The sequence below is a fragment of the Microcoleus sp. A003_D6 genome, from assembly GCF_036702825.1.
Taxonomy (GTDB): Bacteria; Cyanobacteriota; Cyanobacteriia; order Cyanobacteriales; family Microcoleaceae; genus Microcoleus.
On record NZ_JAUBWA010000002.1, the window covers coordinates 88,202 to 101,998 of the forward strand.

Sequence of the window (13,797 nt, forward strand, 5' to 3'; positions counted from 1 at the left end):
AAGTGAACTCCTGACTCTAACATTTGAGCCAAACTGACTACTGGCATTGTATTTTTAACTCCTGTATTCGGGTTAATCCTCCATCCGGTCGTATTTCTGAAGGTTTGCGCCCTCGAAACACCCGAAAACCCGGATGTGCGAATTTAAACAACTTTTCTAGTTTATCACAGCTCGCGCTACTTTGTCTGACAATCTTATATCACTAGGTTTAAACTCAGATGTTGCACCATTGTCAAGAACGGGCCGGAGAGCCCGTTCCACAAGAGATGAATTTTCTTGTGGAACAGGCATCTTGCCTGTTCCTAAACAAGTAATTGAGAATGGTGCAAGATGTGAGTTTAAATGGGCGGTGGGCATCCGGAGGTGAGATTTAGTGCGGGGTGCGCCGACTGCGGTTAGAGTTACTTGCAAGCGTTTCTTTAAAACGAAAAATCCAGGTGGGAGGTTGCCAAAGCCTTTGTTCGCTTGTGAGAGAATGGCGTTGTTGGTGTGCCTCTTGTGCCTTCTACCTTCGATCGAGCTTGTATCCATTTTGTTCGATCGGCAATTCTGCCGGCTTTACGAGTTCCTTCTCGATCCGCAAAAAATCCCAAAGCTACAAACGCCATGCCCATCCCCATTCTAGTTCTAGTTGAAGTTCTAATTGTCATCGCACTTTCCCGAATTGTCGGTTTGGGATTCCGCTGGATCAAGCAACCTCAAGTCATTGGAGAAATCGTAGCAGGAATTATGCTCGGCCCGTCTCTGTTTGGCTTAGTTGCACCAGATTTAGCAACAGCCCTTTTTCCACCCGAGGCCGTCCCCTTCCTCAACGTGCTATCCCAAATCGGGCTGATATTTTTCATGTTTTTGATTGGTTTGGAACTGAATCCGAAGTACCTCAAAAGCAATTTAGATATAGCGATTTTAACTTCCCACGTCAGCATTCTAGTGCCGTTTTCCCTGGGAAGCTTGCTCGCACTGCTGCTGTATCCCATCGTTTCAAATAATAGCGTTTCTTTTACAGCCTTTGCCCTGTTTTTAGGCGCTGCGATGTCAATTACAGCCTTTCCGGTGCTGGCAAGAATTATTACAGAACACAACTTGCAGAATACAAAATTGGGGACGCTGGCCCTGACTTGCGCTGCCGTTGACGATGTGACGGCGTGGTGCTTGTTAGCAGTGGCGATCGCAGTTACGCGAACTAACTCCACGATCGGCGCTTTGCCGACAATTATTGAATCTATAATTTACATCGGTTTCATGCTGACTGTAGTCCGCTGGTTCTTGCAGCGGCTTTCCAAGCACTACAATCGCACCGGCAGGTTAACTCAGTTAGTGCTGTCGGGTATTTACATGGGAGTTGTAGCATCGGCTTTAATTACGGAATTGATCGGCATTCACTTAATCTTCGGTGCATTTTTGCTGGGTGCGGCCATGCCTAAAAATGCGGGATTAACCAGAGAATTAGCAGAGAAAACCGAAGATTTTGTCCTGATATTTCTGCTGCCAATCTTTTTTGCTTACAGCGGCTTGCGTACTCAAATCGGCCTGCTCAACAGTCCCGAATTGTGGCTGCTGTGCGCCGCAGTTTTGGGAGTGGCAATTGTCGGCAAATACCTCGGCACTTACGTGGCAGCCAGAGTTTGTGGCATCAGCAACCGCGAAGCTTCAGCGCTGGGATGGCTGATGAATACTCGCGGTTTGACTGAACTAATTGTGCTGAATATCGGTCTTTCCCTGGGCGTAATTTCGCCGCTGCTATTTACGATGTTAGTCATCATGGCTTTAGTCACAACTTTTATGACTTCGCCGCTGTTGGAGTGGACTTATCCAAAACGGTTAATTAGATTAGATATTTCAGAAGTTAACTCTGAGGATTCAGAATTAGAAGATTCACAAATTGCTGACATCAGCGAAGAAACTGCTAACAAATTGCTGCCAATTTATCGAATTTTAGTACCTGTTGCCAATCCCAGCACGCAGAAAGGTTTACTGCGACTAGCGGTAGCGCTGGCGCAGCCGGCTGCTGGTATGGGCGGTGATGATTTGCAGTCGGCGGCGGTTCATCCTCTGAGTTTGATAGAATTAAATGAGGACTATGCCTTTGAAAGTACGCCTGCGGAAGCCGATCGCATTATTCAAGAGCGCTGCGCGAAATTATCAGAATTGATTGATAGTTTGGCACTGCCGGAGGCGCGAAAATTCGTACATCCCATCATTCGGATTACTAATGATATAGCGCGGGAAACGGCACAAATTGCGGAACTAGATCGCGCGGATTTGATTTTACTAGGATGGCACAGGCCTACTTTTAGCAGCAACCGTTTGGGAGGACGTGTCGGTCAAATTCTCAGCAACGCTAAGGTGGATGTAGCAATTTTTGTTGACAGAGGCAGGGAAAAGTTAAATAACTTGTTAGTACCTTACGCGGCAAACATTCACGATGATTTGGGGTTAGAATTGGCGCTGAGACTGTTAGTTAATAGCGAGGAACGCCGTTTGACGGTGCTGCGGGTGGCGGTTGACGGGGAAGCTGGAAACGAGTTGAGTTACGAGTTTGGGCGAGTGATGGAGCAGTTGCCGGTTGACGTGCGATCGCGCATTGAAACTCCGATTGTGGAGGCTGCTGAGCCAATTCAAGCGGTGATTGCTGCTTCTGCTAATGCTGATTTGACTATTGCAGGTACGAGTCGGGAGTGGGGAATTGAGCGCCAAACTTTGGGACAGTATACTGATGAATTGGCTGTGCAGTGTCATTCTTCGCTGCTGATTGCGCGGTGTTACGTTAAAGTGCGATCGCACTTGGCTTCGGTACTTCCTCAAAGGTAGTCAGTAGACAGTTGACAGTTGGCAGTTGTTATTGGTTATTTGTGAGTTAGTATCAATGCCCAATGCCCAATGCCCAATGCCCAATGCCCAATGCCCAATTATTAATTACCAAGATGATGAATCATTTAAGCTTCAAATCCCTGGCATTTTACGGGGTAGCGATCGGCTCTGTTTTGCTGCTATTTAAAGTAGTAACTGCTTACGGAGAAGCAAATTTAAAGGCTGCTCCGGCAATTGCGGGAAGTTATCGCTTCGATCCTAAAAGTTTGCCTGAATGTCTGAAATCTGATTCCTTGGTCTTGACAATCGAGCAATCGGGTGTTTATTTGAGCGGTAATTTGCGATCGGGCAGCAGGGAGGGCAGGGAAAAAACAGCCGAGGAGAAACCTTCTCTATTTGGTAAGTGGGAAACTCAAGGATTGAACTTGTCCGGTGCGGTTGCTAATTTAGCTGGTTGCAGCGACTCCACAGCAACCGGTCAAAACAGTTCTGTTAAAATGCGCGGAATTGTGGATCGAGAAAGCTTTAAGGGGAAAATTAGTCTAACTGATAAGGCCGCGGCTACTGATTTTACGGCTCAAAGAGAAGCGGCGGTGCAACCCCAGAAGCAAGAACATTGATTGAGCAAAATAGAGAATAAGAAATGGGAAAGGGGTAATTCTTTGTCGCTTTCCGACTCTCCCCTTCTCCCCTGATGAAGCAAGGAATCACAAAGCGGCGGTGGGGGAGTGGGCGATCGAACTCCGGCCGCCGGAGCTCGCCTGTGACGGTCGGTTGCTGCTAAATTAGAAAATATACCTAAAAGTCAATGATAAAAATAAAGTATCCCAGAGGAGTCTTTGGTTGAGAATTTGTCTTGCTCAAGACCCCCCGTGCCCGTATAGTTTGTTTGGAATGGATGTTGCCGTGATATTAATGCCGTCAGAAACTTCGCTTACCGAGTCAAACCCGTTGATTTTAGACAGTTTGCCAGACTTGTCGCCGAACGGTGGCGGGTGTCCCCGCCGGGCCAGATTGCAAATTGATTTGATGTTGCTGGCGATCGAAGCCTTGTATCTCGGAGGTGCTGAAGAAATGCTGGCAGTGTCAAAGGAGCTGGAATTGGAATCAATTATCAAAAATCGGGTTGCCCTTTGGCTGATGCGCAATACTAACCCGCTGAGACGCTACGCCCAGCGCCGCTCCCTTACCATTGTGGAGGCAAAAGCGCTGGTGGCGATCGCCTGTAATATGGCGCGCAAGTTAACCGCCACAATTCGGCAGTTGCTGCTAGACTCGCAGCAGTTGCGATCGAAAAATATCCCCCTCAACCAGAACCTGCCGCTGGCCGAGTATTTAGAACGCTTTCGAGCTCACTTTCGATCGCGCATGAACCCCAAGCGATCGCTGGTTGCAGTTTACGATTCCGACGAAAAGCTCGACGAACTAGCTTTGAACTTGTTGAGCAAACTGCTATTTTGTACAGGCACAGCCGGAATGCAGCGCTTCTGGGTTAGCCTGTTTGATGGAGAAGTTGAATAAAAAATGACTATTAGGCGTCAGTACAGTCTGCCAAATTGCACCCTGGTTCTAGAAGGGTTGAGCGATGGATCGGCAGCCAGCCAGTTAGATATACGGCCGGTGCTTTCGATATTAATGAGCGCTGAATGCTATGTTACAGGTCTCGGCGAGCCCCTGACGGGGGGACGGGAGTTTTTTGAAAGCTTGGTGAGGGCCGTCAGCAGCTACGCTCAAGAATTTATGAGCGGAGTGCATTATCCCGATCGCTACGGCCCGAATTTGGGTATGGTGCAGTTGCAGAGAATTGACGGCAACGTGCATCGGTTGACCGTTCTACCCGCCTCCACAGGCAGCCCAACCCAAATCGATCAAAAAACAGAACTGTCGGCAAAAGTAGATTTGACGACGGTACAGCTATTTGACTTGGTAGAGGCGATCGATCAGTTTTTTGCCGACACGCAGACGCTACCGGAATTGTCGCTGCAATTAACCCCAATTTCCAAGCGTTATATCAAGTCGGCCGAACCTTTGGCGAAGCGGAGTTTGCCTGCTGTCGTGGGAGTGTCGAGTTTGGCTTTGGCTGCGATGGCGTTTTTCTTGGTGCCGATACCCGAAGTCCAGCGCCCCAGAGATCCGGTGCCGCAGCCCAATCCTGCGGGCCAGAATCAGGGAACGCCGAATCCGGGCGGATCGGGTTCGCCGAATCCCAATCCCGCGCGCCCTGCTGACGGTTTGCTGCCTGGGAATAAAACTCCGAAAGCTGAATCGAGTTCGCCGACTCCGAGCCCCGCGCCGCAGTCGGAGGCTTCACCGTTGGCCGCACCGCAGTCTAATACTTCGCCCGAAACCACGCCCAGTCCTGTTGCTGAAGGTTTGGCAAGCCCTGAAGCGGCTGCCGTGCCGATTACCGATCCGGCGGAAATTGAGCTGTTGAAGGGCAAACTTTCGCAGCAAATTGAGGGAGTTGTCAAGAATCAGCCTGCCGTTGATGCGGAGTTGGTTTATCGGGTGAGTGTGGCTAAAGACGGGGCGATTGTCGGTTACAAGTCGGAGAATTCGGCAGCAGTCGATCGATCGCAAACGCCTTTGTCGGAGTTGCTTTACAAACCGATTGGCAGCAGGCCGCCTGCGGAACCGCTGGCTGATTTCCGAGTAGTTGTTGCACCGGGCGGCACTGTTCAAGTGAGTCCTTGGTAATGGTTCATAGTTGAAGAAGACCGGGCGGTTAGAAACCGCGTCTACACAAACAAAACCCGCCTCCGCGGGTTGAAGAGTGCGCGGTTAAAATTACCGGATCTGATTAATTCTCTTCATTCCGCGGAGGCGGAATTCGTTTGTGTAGACGCGGTTTCAACCGCCGTCTTTTTCTTATATTATAATTTGACTCAAAAGCCTGTTGGTGCGATCGGCTCAATGTCTGGGTCAAATCCTCCGACTTGATTGGTGCGAATTATCCACAAAAATGCTCCCTGTTTTAAGAAAATTTTGGCGATTTCATCTTGGGTGCGTCTGGGCAGCATTGTTCGGTAACTAATAGCAGCTTTTATCAAGTTCGCTATACCCGCAAAAAATGTTTTTTTCAGTTCCGAATCAATCCCCGCCAATCTCGTATTTTTCCGCCAATCTGGACGGACAATACCGAGGGGAATTAATACTTTTTCTAAACTTTCTCCTAAAGCTACTAACTGGTGAAATCTTTGGGTTTGTGCGTCGGTGGGATGTGTTTTCAGCCAGTCTTGAATCTGAGGATTTGACTCGACTTCGGAAGTAATTTTTTTAATTGTCGCGTAAATTGCCTGACTTGAATCTTGGACGCAAGAAGTTGCTGGCGTGACTAAAGTTGCGCCGGTGCCGTCTCCGCTGCGGTAGCGGGCCATCATGATATCTAGTTGCTGGTTTAATTCGGTTAAGGGCGACAAGGCGATGCCGCCAAAATCGTAGTCGCAACACACGCAGTCTAATTTACAGATGATATCGCAAACCGGGCGATCGCCCAACCAGCCGCGCTGCAAGTCTCCCATGTAACTTTGCCACTTGTTGGAACCGGCGACAATTCCGTCGGCATTGTGGGCGTAAACTTGTTTGTATTCTATGTCAAAACGCAGTTCGCTAGTAAATCGATCGCGCACTACTTTTGCTACTCCGAAAGCAAAATGTCCGGTGACAATTCCCAGCGGTGGCCGTTCGCCTTTTTTGCCGCCGATACCCCCGAAACTGTGAATCACTATGCCGATATCTCCTTCTTGCCAAGGAGAGATTGAAGGGTTTTCTGTAGCGTCATCAGGCGTTAACAATACTCTTTTTGCTTGCCCTTTTTGGGCTGGTGTATTTTCCCAATTTTTGCTGCTTAAATAAGCGAGAGATTTTTTCAGTCCGAAATGTGTTTCATCTGGAATTAATTGGGCAATTTTGCGGGGTTCGATTGCCTGTACTGCAAATATACTGTCTTCGTCTCTTTCGCCGTAAATATACCAGCCGTCTGGATTTAATGGCGATTGTTCGATCTGGTGATTGGTAGACCTCGCTACGCCATTTTTGTCTGGCTGTACTTGGGGAATCCGAATGATTTCGGCGGCGCCGTCAAATTGTTGAGATGTTTTGTTGAAATGGCGGACAATAAATTTGTCGCTGTTGGGTTCTTTTCGCTGTAGAATTGAGACTAAGGCGCACAAACGTCCGATAATTTGTACTGGTTCGCGATCGATCGTGAGTTCGCGGCGATCGCTGCTGCTATAATTAATTGCAATCACTGGCCTGCGCAGCATCACTGTCACGCTGTCTTCGAGTCGGGTACCTGCGAGAGTTTCTAAAGGGCCGACATTTCGTAACCCGTTCAATCTATCTGGATGAATGTTGCCAGATTTTTTACTATTTTTAGCCTGTTTGGTGAAGTTGATATCTTGCGTTACTGCGTGGAGAAAAAACTGTACTTCGCGATTTGTACTCCATTTCAAAAATGCTGTTTTGCCAATAAAGTTTTGATATCTTTTTGGTGCATTTATTACTTCAAAAAACACTGTATCGTAGGGCTGGCGCTGTTCGTTTGAGGGCAAAATCAAGCGGCCGTGCCAAAGAGCGATCGGCTTGTAGAGATGGGCAACTGCTGCTGGATTTTCGCAGATTATCTGCGGATCGCGCGCTTCTGAAATATCGCTTCCAGATCCACCAAAAATAGCAGCCGTTAAATTGCCCTCAGTTTCTAGGAACAGCGGTTCTAAAAAAAGGTTTTGCGAGTCAGAAAGATTAGCGGTTGAATTGCCGGAATTTTTGGTAAACTGCGGTCTAGAAGAATGGCGTTTTTCCTCCAATTTCACCTGCAACCAATTGAGGAACAGCCGAATAAAAATAAAAGCTGTTAGGCCGGAAATAACAGCCAGAACAATCAGCGCCAGAATCAAAATGAATTGGTCGAAAGATAGACCGGAAAGTAAAATAATTGTGGGCCCGATCGCAGAAAATGCCATAATATCTAAAAACGAGTTTTAGGTTCGATCCAGTCTGTGCTGGCTTGACTGCCGAAAACTAGGGGTTTGTCCTCGCTGACAGCTACCGTTTGGCCTGTCATATCCACTGCACAAAGAGGCCAAGATCGATCGCCCAAATTGCCGGCGCGGAACAGAACTTGTCCCGGGCAAACTTGACTCCAACCCAACAATACAGCATGAGTGTAAAGACTGCGAGCGGGAGCAACGGTATAAGTGTAATTATCATTTTTGTCCCAGATTACCGCGTAGTCGGACATATCGGAAGAGTTGAAAAGCGCTTCAAATTCGCGGGCGAGAACGCGGGAACCCTCTTGATTCCAAGAAACAGGCACTAAAATCGCGATCGTCCCGGACATATCTGTGTCATCGCTAGCATACATTCCGCTTTCCGCCAGAGGCGAAGCAGCCGCTACTGTTTGCAGTTCCCCTGTTTTGAGATTTTCCACAAACATGACGCTGCTAACCCGACACCGGGCGAATTCCGCCTCTACTTGCAACTCAATTCGACTGTAAGCGGCGTATTGACCGTTAGTTGAAACTAGGGAAGGGCTGCGATAGTAGCGGACGCCTGTGCCGGCAGTTGAGCTCACTTTAGCATGAGTGGCACTAATCCATTCCCAAGGAACGGGATAAGGGCTATTTAAAGGGTCAGTCATCGGTTTTTTTCCAAAAGTTATACAGCATTATCTAACAGATTCAGGCTTGCACGCAGGGCACTAGAAACCCGGTTTCTGCCGGAAATGCTTCGCCGCCAAACCCCAGATTTGGAAAAACCGGGTTTCTGTTTTAGATTAGACGAGCAATTGCATTCATTCCCTCGCACTTCTTGAAATTCATCTGCGTTTATCTGCGTGCATCTGCCTTACATCTGCGGTTTCTGTATCAATCAAAGATTTATGCAATTCAAGTCTAATGTAGATTTGTCTTCCAATCTAAAATCTCAAATCTCAAATCGGATTGGTAAGATAGTATCGAAATTAATCTGGTACGTGCACCGTCCGGGAGGAAAAATGACGCCATCTTTTAACCAAAAACCTTCAATCCCCCCGACTCGCGTCTCCAAGTCGCGGGGAAAAGGTTTGCTTGTACTGTCGCTGATATTTCGACTGCTGCTGCTGGGGGTAGGCAGCGGTTTTGCGTGGGTTTTGGGGATGGCGATCGCTCAAATTTACCCTTCTAACACCGCCGAGATGCCGCTGGCAGAGAGATTGCTGCGCGTAACTCAAAATTTGACCTCCAGCCCGAAACGCGCCCCAGCAACGCAAATTCCGGCGCTCCCGACACCAACCGCTACACCGACTCCCCAGTCAAAACTCAGTCCTGCCCAGAGAGAGAAATTGCAGTCGGATTTGAGACAGTTGCAGGGGGAGTTGAACGCGCTAATCGGGCGCACGGCGGCTTTGGAGAGTCAGTTGGGCAGCAGCCGCCCGACGGAAACTTTGGAAAAGCGGTTGCAGTTGATGTCGCGGGAATTGGCAGGGCCGGAAACGGCGGCAAGTCCTGTTCCTGCTTTACCGGCGATCGGCAGCAGCCCCAGTCTGAGCCCTGAAACGGTGAATACTGCGCCGCAGAATGCCAATAATCCGGTGTTTGGAGGGGATGGGCTGATGGTAACTCTGCCCAGCGATGTTTTGTTTGATACTGGCAGCATTTCTTTGCGCGCGGGAACAAGTGCGATTTTGGACAATTTGGTGGCGGAGTTGAGCAATCACGAGGGGGCGACGGTGCGGGTTGCGGGCCATACTGACGACGCGGGGGAAGCGGCGGACAATCGCAATGTGTCGTTTGCGCGGGCTCAGGCTGTGGTGCAGTATTTGTCGGGTGTGCTCGGTCAGAAGTATCATTGGGTGGCGATCGGCTATGGGGAAAGTCGCCCTTCGGTAGACAATAGTTCTGATAGTAATCGGCAGCGCAACCGCCGCATTGAAGTGGCAATTAGTCCTTAGTCAGCGGACTTGTGGATACTAGATTTGTTGCATGAATCTTTGATTGATAGTGAACCGCAGATGTAAGGCAGATAAACACAGATAAACGCAGATAATTTCCACAGAGGTGATCGAATGGTTGCAATTGGAGGCTACTGTGTTGAATTATCAAGGGGTAAGCTGCTGTCACGCTGAAGGTGTAAGAGGTGGCAAGTCAGAATTATTTTTAGCCCGATCTATTGCCTCTTGATGTTCGCTCCTAAGTTTTGGTTTTAAATACAAGTTTTCAATCAAAGCTGCCACTCCGGCAAACCAAGGCGGCACGATTATAGCTCCGATAATTCCCAATACTTGAACGCCTCCCAAGACAGAAAGCAATTGATATAAAGGGTGCACACCAACCGATGAACCAACCAGCAAAGGATCGAGGACGTAAGTTTCTAAATTCTGGATAATTACAAATAACAGCAACACCCACAAAAGTACCCAGCCACCTTTAGCTAATGCTACGATTAATGCTGGTACTGCTCCTAACACGGGGCCGATGAAGGGAATCAAGTTGGTAACACCGGCGATCGCACCCAAGCCTAAAGCAAATTCCGGCATTCCCAAAACGCTCAAACCTGTGGTAATAAATATCCCTAAAATGCCCGAAACTAACACTCGCCCGCGAATGTAACTCCCCATTCTTTGACCGATTGGCGTGGCTTGTGCTGCTAATCTTTCATCCCAAGGTTTCGGGAAAAACTGCACCAAACTTTTAATTAATGTGTCGCTGTCGGCAACCATGTAACCTGAGATAAATAATGCTAAAACTAAACTGAAGAAACCGCCGAGAATGCCTCTCGTTAAACTGTACGATCGCAAAACCAGTTGTTGGCTCGATCGAATCAGCCAATTAGTCAGCGATTGAGTGTCCACCAACTGACCCACCAAGGTTGGGGCATTGTCGCTCAACCGACTCAATACATTAGTTGCCACAGTTCGCAAACTTTCGACATAAACTGGTAACTGCCGCAGCAGTAATTCTATTTGTGCGATTACTGTGGGGCCGATTAACACCACCGTGCCGCTTAATCCGCCGATGAGAGTTAAATAAACCATAATCACCGCCAGCCAGCGGGGAACCCGCATGGTTTCGGCCCAATTCACGATCGGGACGATCGACGCGGCGAGCACGACTGATATCATCAGAATTACTAGCAGGCTGCGCAATTGCCACAGCAGCACTAGCAGCAAGGACGATGCAACAATTAGCAGCAAGTTAGGTAAAGAAATAGTTATCCGCTGTTCTGACATGATTAAGTAATTATATTTTTGGCGATCGTCTCAACCTTGATTTTATAATAAACGATATGATATAAGTTACAATTAAGATTATGAAAGTGCATTCAAGCAGTGGGAATGTGTTTGCTGACTTAGGGCTCCCCAATCCTGATGAACTATTGATTAAGGCAGAACTAGCTCATCAAATCAATGAGTTAATCTCCGAACGCCAACTAACCCAGACTGAAGCAGAAAAGCTCTTAGGTATCGATCGACCCAAAATATCAGCATTGATGCGCGGTAAATTATCCGAGTTCTCTACAGAACGCCTATTTAGTTTTCTCAACGCACTCGGCAGCAATGTAGAGATTCGTATTGCCCACTCGCAACCAAATGTCCAAGCTCAAACTCGCATTGTCGTAGCATAGTACAGGAAAAATTAAAAGATTAATATGCAGCCGCAATATTCCACCCAAGATTTGTCCGCCATTTCGTCTATAAAATCCCCAACGCTGTTTTACGAATGGCAAAACTATCGCTGTGCTTATGAAGTTTATAACCCAACTACTGCGACAGAAGATAGCATCCCTTTGTTATTAATTCATCCGATAGGAGTTGGGTTGTCAAGAATCTTTTGGCATAGATTTTGTGATAGTTGGTACAAAGCAGGGAACACTAATCCTATTTACAATCCCGATCTTTTGGGCTGCGGCGATTCCGAAATGCCGGCTGTGGCTTGCTATCCAGACGATTGGGCCGCACAGTTGCAGTTTTTCTTGGAAACTGTAGTCAAAAAACCTGCGATCGTACTCGTGCAAGGTGCTTTACTTTCTGTAGCCTTGGCTTTAGCAAAAATGCAGCAGGAAAGCGGCTCAAATTTAATTCGCGGGTTAGTCCTCGCGGGGCCTCCCGCTTGGGCGGTGATGAACAAACATTCGACAGACAGACAGCAAAGAATTGTCTGGAATTTGTTAAATTCTCCCTTGGGAAACGCTTTTTACCGCTACGCCAGACGCGCTGAGTTTCTGCGCTCTTTTTCCATCAAACAACTGTTTGGCGATGCGGCGAAAGTTGACAGCGAATGGTTGGATGCTTTGCAGGCTGGGGCAGCGAATCCTGACAGCCGCCACGCGGTTTTCTCGTTTTTAGCGGGGTTTTGGCGTCAGGATTACAGTAGCACGATTCAAAAGTTCGATCGCCCCACACTCGTTGTCATGGGAGAAAAAGCCTCAAGTATCAGTCAATCGGGTAAAGAAGAAAAACCCGATGAAAGATTAGCGCAATATTTAGCTAACTTTCCCAATGCGGAAGGTTTGTTGATACCGGGGCGCAACGTTTTACCTTACGAATCAACCGCAGAATTTGTGGCTGCTGTTGGTGAGTTTGTGAATAAGTTAAATAAAAATTAAATCTATTTTTGGAGTTTCAGAACCAGTTGTCTCATGCTTCCGGCTCGTCCAAAGACTGGCGTAATTTTGAAATAACATCCTCGGCTGACTGCTGTCGGAATTTGCCTGTACGGAAATCAGCTAAGGTTTGTTGAGCATCCGCAGCTATTTCGGCGCGGATACTCTCGCAGTGACGGTTTTGCAGGATTTTGATCGGCATTTCCTGCTGTTCGCAGGACAGTTGCAAAGTAGTTTCTAGCACTTGGTCGAGGGTATTCATAGAGTTAGGCTATTACCCAATACGGTTGAACAACTTGCGAAGTTTAGTAAATTGTATCGCTTATTCCCTCCAGTTGCTAGGTACTACCTGCTCGCGCCTTGCTCGCTGGTTGGTAAGCTGATATAATTTTTTCCAAGACAGCGTGTTTAGAATTCGCTGCTGATACAAATACCGCAAGAAACGGGTGGCTTTAAGTTTGCACCATCAGTAGACTAAAAAGATGCAAATCTTTTTCTGAATAGCCGACATGATTTCGATCGAAAGTCCGAGTATCTATGACAGCGAAGATTATCACCGGATTGCTGGGGCGATCGCATTTATGCGTCAAAATCACTTGCATCAGCCAGATTTAGCAGCCGCAGCACAGCATATCGGTTTAAGTGAGTATCATTTCCAACGAATGTTTACTCAGTGGGCTGGTATTAGCCCCAAGCGGTTTTTGCAGTATCTGACGGTTGAATATGCCAAGTCAAAGATTGCTCAAACTAAAAGCCTTCTCGATTTAACATCAGATATCGGCTTATCTAGTCCCGGAAGATTGCATGATTTGTTTGTGAATCTCGAAGCAATGTCTCCGGGTGAGTTTAAAACAGGCGGATTAGGATTGCAAATTGTCTGCGGAATTCACGACACTCCTTTTGGCAAAGCTCTAATTGCAACAACAGCCCGCGGCATTTGTAATCTGTATTTCTTGGATGGAACCGATGAGCAAAGGGCTGAACAAATGCTGCGGAATGTCTGGTTAAATGCTGAGGTTATTTGCGATCGCGAAATCACTCAACCTTTGTGCGATACAATTTTCGATCGAGGCAGTTTTTGCGATCGTAAACCGATCGCACTTTTGGTGAAGGGAACTAATTTTCAGGTTCAAGTCTGGCGGGCACTTTTGAGAGTCCCATTTGCGGGAATCACCACCTACCAAACTATTGCTGAAACCATCGAGCGCCCGACAGCAGCTAGAGCCGTTGGTAATGCTGTGGGTAATAATCCCGTCGCCTATCTGATCCCGTGTCATCGCGTCATCCGAGAATCTGGAGAGTTGGGCGGTTATCGCTGGGGTGTGGAGCGAAAAACAGTTATTTTAAGCTGGGAAGCCAGCCGCGAAATTAACAAATAATATCATGTCCGGTTGAATAGTTATA

Annotated in this window: 14 protein-coding genes (1 of these 14 running past the window's edge); 8 read left to right on the forward strand and 6 right to left on the reverse strand. The window is 47.7% G+C overall.

The features are described from left to right. Together rpsB and QUB70_RS01210 are read right to left on the reverse strand one after the other, a co-directional pair. A protein-coding gene (gene rpsB, locus QUB70_RS01205; RefSeq protein WP_332977909.1) for a 30S ribosomal protein S2 crosses the window boundary here: on the reverse strand, nucleotides 1-47 show its 5' end (the start). It extends 784 nt beyond the left edge of the window; the window shows 47 of its 831 coding nt (coding positions 1-47); the start codon lies at nucleotides 45-47; the stop codon falls past the left edge of the window. 372 nt (nucleotides 48-419) lie between these two features. Then, nucleotides 420-608, reverse strand: coding sequence for a hypothetical protein (locus QUB70_RS01210; RefSeq protein WP_332977910.1), 189 nt, complete (start codon nucleotides 606-608; stop codon nucleotides 420-422). Here QUB70_RS01210 and QUB70_RS01215 point away from each other — a divergent pair. The 4 genes from QUB70_RS01215 (at nucleotide 607) to QUB70_RS01230 (ending at nucleotide 5,508) form a co-directional block, all read left to right on the forward strand. Continuing rightward, on the forward strand, nucleotides 607-2,811 hold the full coding sequence (locus QUB70_RS01215; protein WP_332977911.1) for a cation:proton antiporter: 2,205 nt from the start codon (nucleotides 607-609) through the stop codon (nucleotides 2,809-2,811). The genes QUB70_RS01210 and QUB70_RS01215 overlap by 2 nt on opposite strands. Before the next feature lie 83 nt (nucleotides 2,812-2,894). Beyond that, nucleotides 2,895-3,431, forward strand: coding sequence for a hypothetical protein (locus QUB70_RS01220; protein WP_332977912.1), 537 nt, complete (start codon nucleotides 2,895-2,897; stop codon nucleotides 3,429-3,431). Between the two features lie 274 nt (nucleotides 3,432-3,705). Next, complete coding sequence (locus QUB70_RS01225) at nucleotides 3,706-4,332, forward strand: DUF3038 domain-containing protein (RefSeq protein WP_332977913.1); 627 nt, start codon at nucleotides 3,706-3,708, stop codon at nucleotides 4,330-4,332. 3 nt (nucleotides 4,333-4,335) lie between these two features. Continuing rightward, nucleotides 4,336-5,508: a DUF4335 domain-containing protein gene (locus tag QUB70_RS01230; protein WP_332977914.1), complete on the forward strand. Its 1,173-nt coding sequence runs from the start codon at nucleotides 4,336-4,338 to the stop codon at nucleotides 5,506-5,508. Between the two features lie 188 nt (nucleotides 5,509-5,696). On the opposite strand, the gene QUB70_RS01235 is transcribed toward QUB70_RS01230, so the two are convergent. Both QUB70_RS01235 and QUB70_RS01240 read right to left on the reverse strand, forming a co-directional pair. Next, the gene (locus QUB70_RS01235; protein WP_332977915.1) at nucleotides 5,697-7,775 is read right to left on the reverse strand and encodes an abortive infection protein; all 2,079 of its coding nucleotides are present in this window, start codon (nucleotides 7,773-7,775) and stop codon (nucleotides 5,697-5,699) included. A 5-nt stretch (nucleotides 7,776-7,780) separates the two neighbouring features. Next, entirely contained in the window at nucleotides 7,781-8,452 is a 672-nt protein-coding gene (locus QUB70_RS01240) for a hypothetical protein (protein WP_332977916.1), read from the reverse strand. Between the two features lie 354 nt (nucleotides 8,453-8,806). Here QUB70_RS01240 and QUB70_RS01245 point away from each other — a divergent pair, with 354 nt between their 5' ends. Then, a complete protein-coding gene (locus QUB70_RS01245; RefSeq protein WP_442927675.1) occupies nucleotides 8,807-9,742 on the forward strand; it encodes an OmpA family protein in 936 nt (311 codons plus the stop codon). Between the two features lie 165 nt (nucleotides 9,743-9,907). Here the strand turns inward: QUB70_RS01245 and QUB70_RS01250 are convergent, their stop codons facing one another. Continuing rightward, nucleotides 9,908-11,020 carry an AI-2E family transporter gene (locus tag QUB70_RS01250; RefSeq protein ID WP_332977918.1) on the reverse strand — a complete coding sequence of 371 codons (1,113 nt, stop codon included), beginning with the start codon at nucleotides 11,018-11,020 and terminating at the stop codon, nucleotides 9,908-9,910. An 80-nt stretch (nucleotides 11,021-11,100) separates the two neighbouring features. Between QUB70_RS01250 and QUB70_RS01255 the strand changes: the two genes are divergently transcribed. Further along, a complete protein-coding gene (locus QUB70_RS01255; RefSeq protein WP_332977919.1) occupies nucleotides 11,101-11,415 on the forward strand; it encodes a helix-turn-helix domain-containing protein in 315 nt (104 codons plus the stop codon). A 24-nt stretch (nucleotides 11,416-11,439) separates the two neighbouring features. Next, nucleotides 11,440-12,396 carry an alpha/beta fold hydrolase gene (locus tag QUB70_RS01260; RefSeq protein WP_332977920.1) on the forward strand — a complete coding sequence of 319 codons (957 nt, stop codon included), beginning with the start codon at nucleotides 11,440-11,442 and terminating at the stop codon, nucleotides 12,394-12,396. 31 nt (nucleotides 12,397-12,427) lie between these two features. Here QUB70_RS01260 and QUB70_RS01265 read toward each other — a convergent pair whose 3' ends face one another. Then, nucleotides 12,428-12,655: a hypothetical protein gene (locus QUB70_RS01265; RefSeq protein WP_332977921.1), complete on the reverse strand. Its 228-nt coding sequence runs from the start codon at nucleotides 12,653-12,655 to the stop codon at nucleotides 12,428-12,430. A gap of 247 nt (nucleotides 12,656-12,902) precedes the next feature. Between QUB70_RS01265 and QUB70_RS01270 the strand changes: the two genes are divergently transcribed. Continuing rightward, nucleotides 12,903-13,772 carry a methylated-DNA--[protein]-cysteine S-methyltransferase gene (locus QUB70_RS01270; protein WP_332977922.1) on the forward strand — a complete coding sequence of 290 codons (870 nt, stop codon included), beginning with the start codon at nucleotides 12,903-12,905 and terminating at the stop codon, nucleotides 13,770-13,772. Nucleotides 13,773-13,797 lie beyond the last annotated feature (25 nt).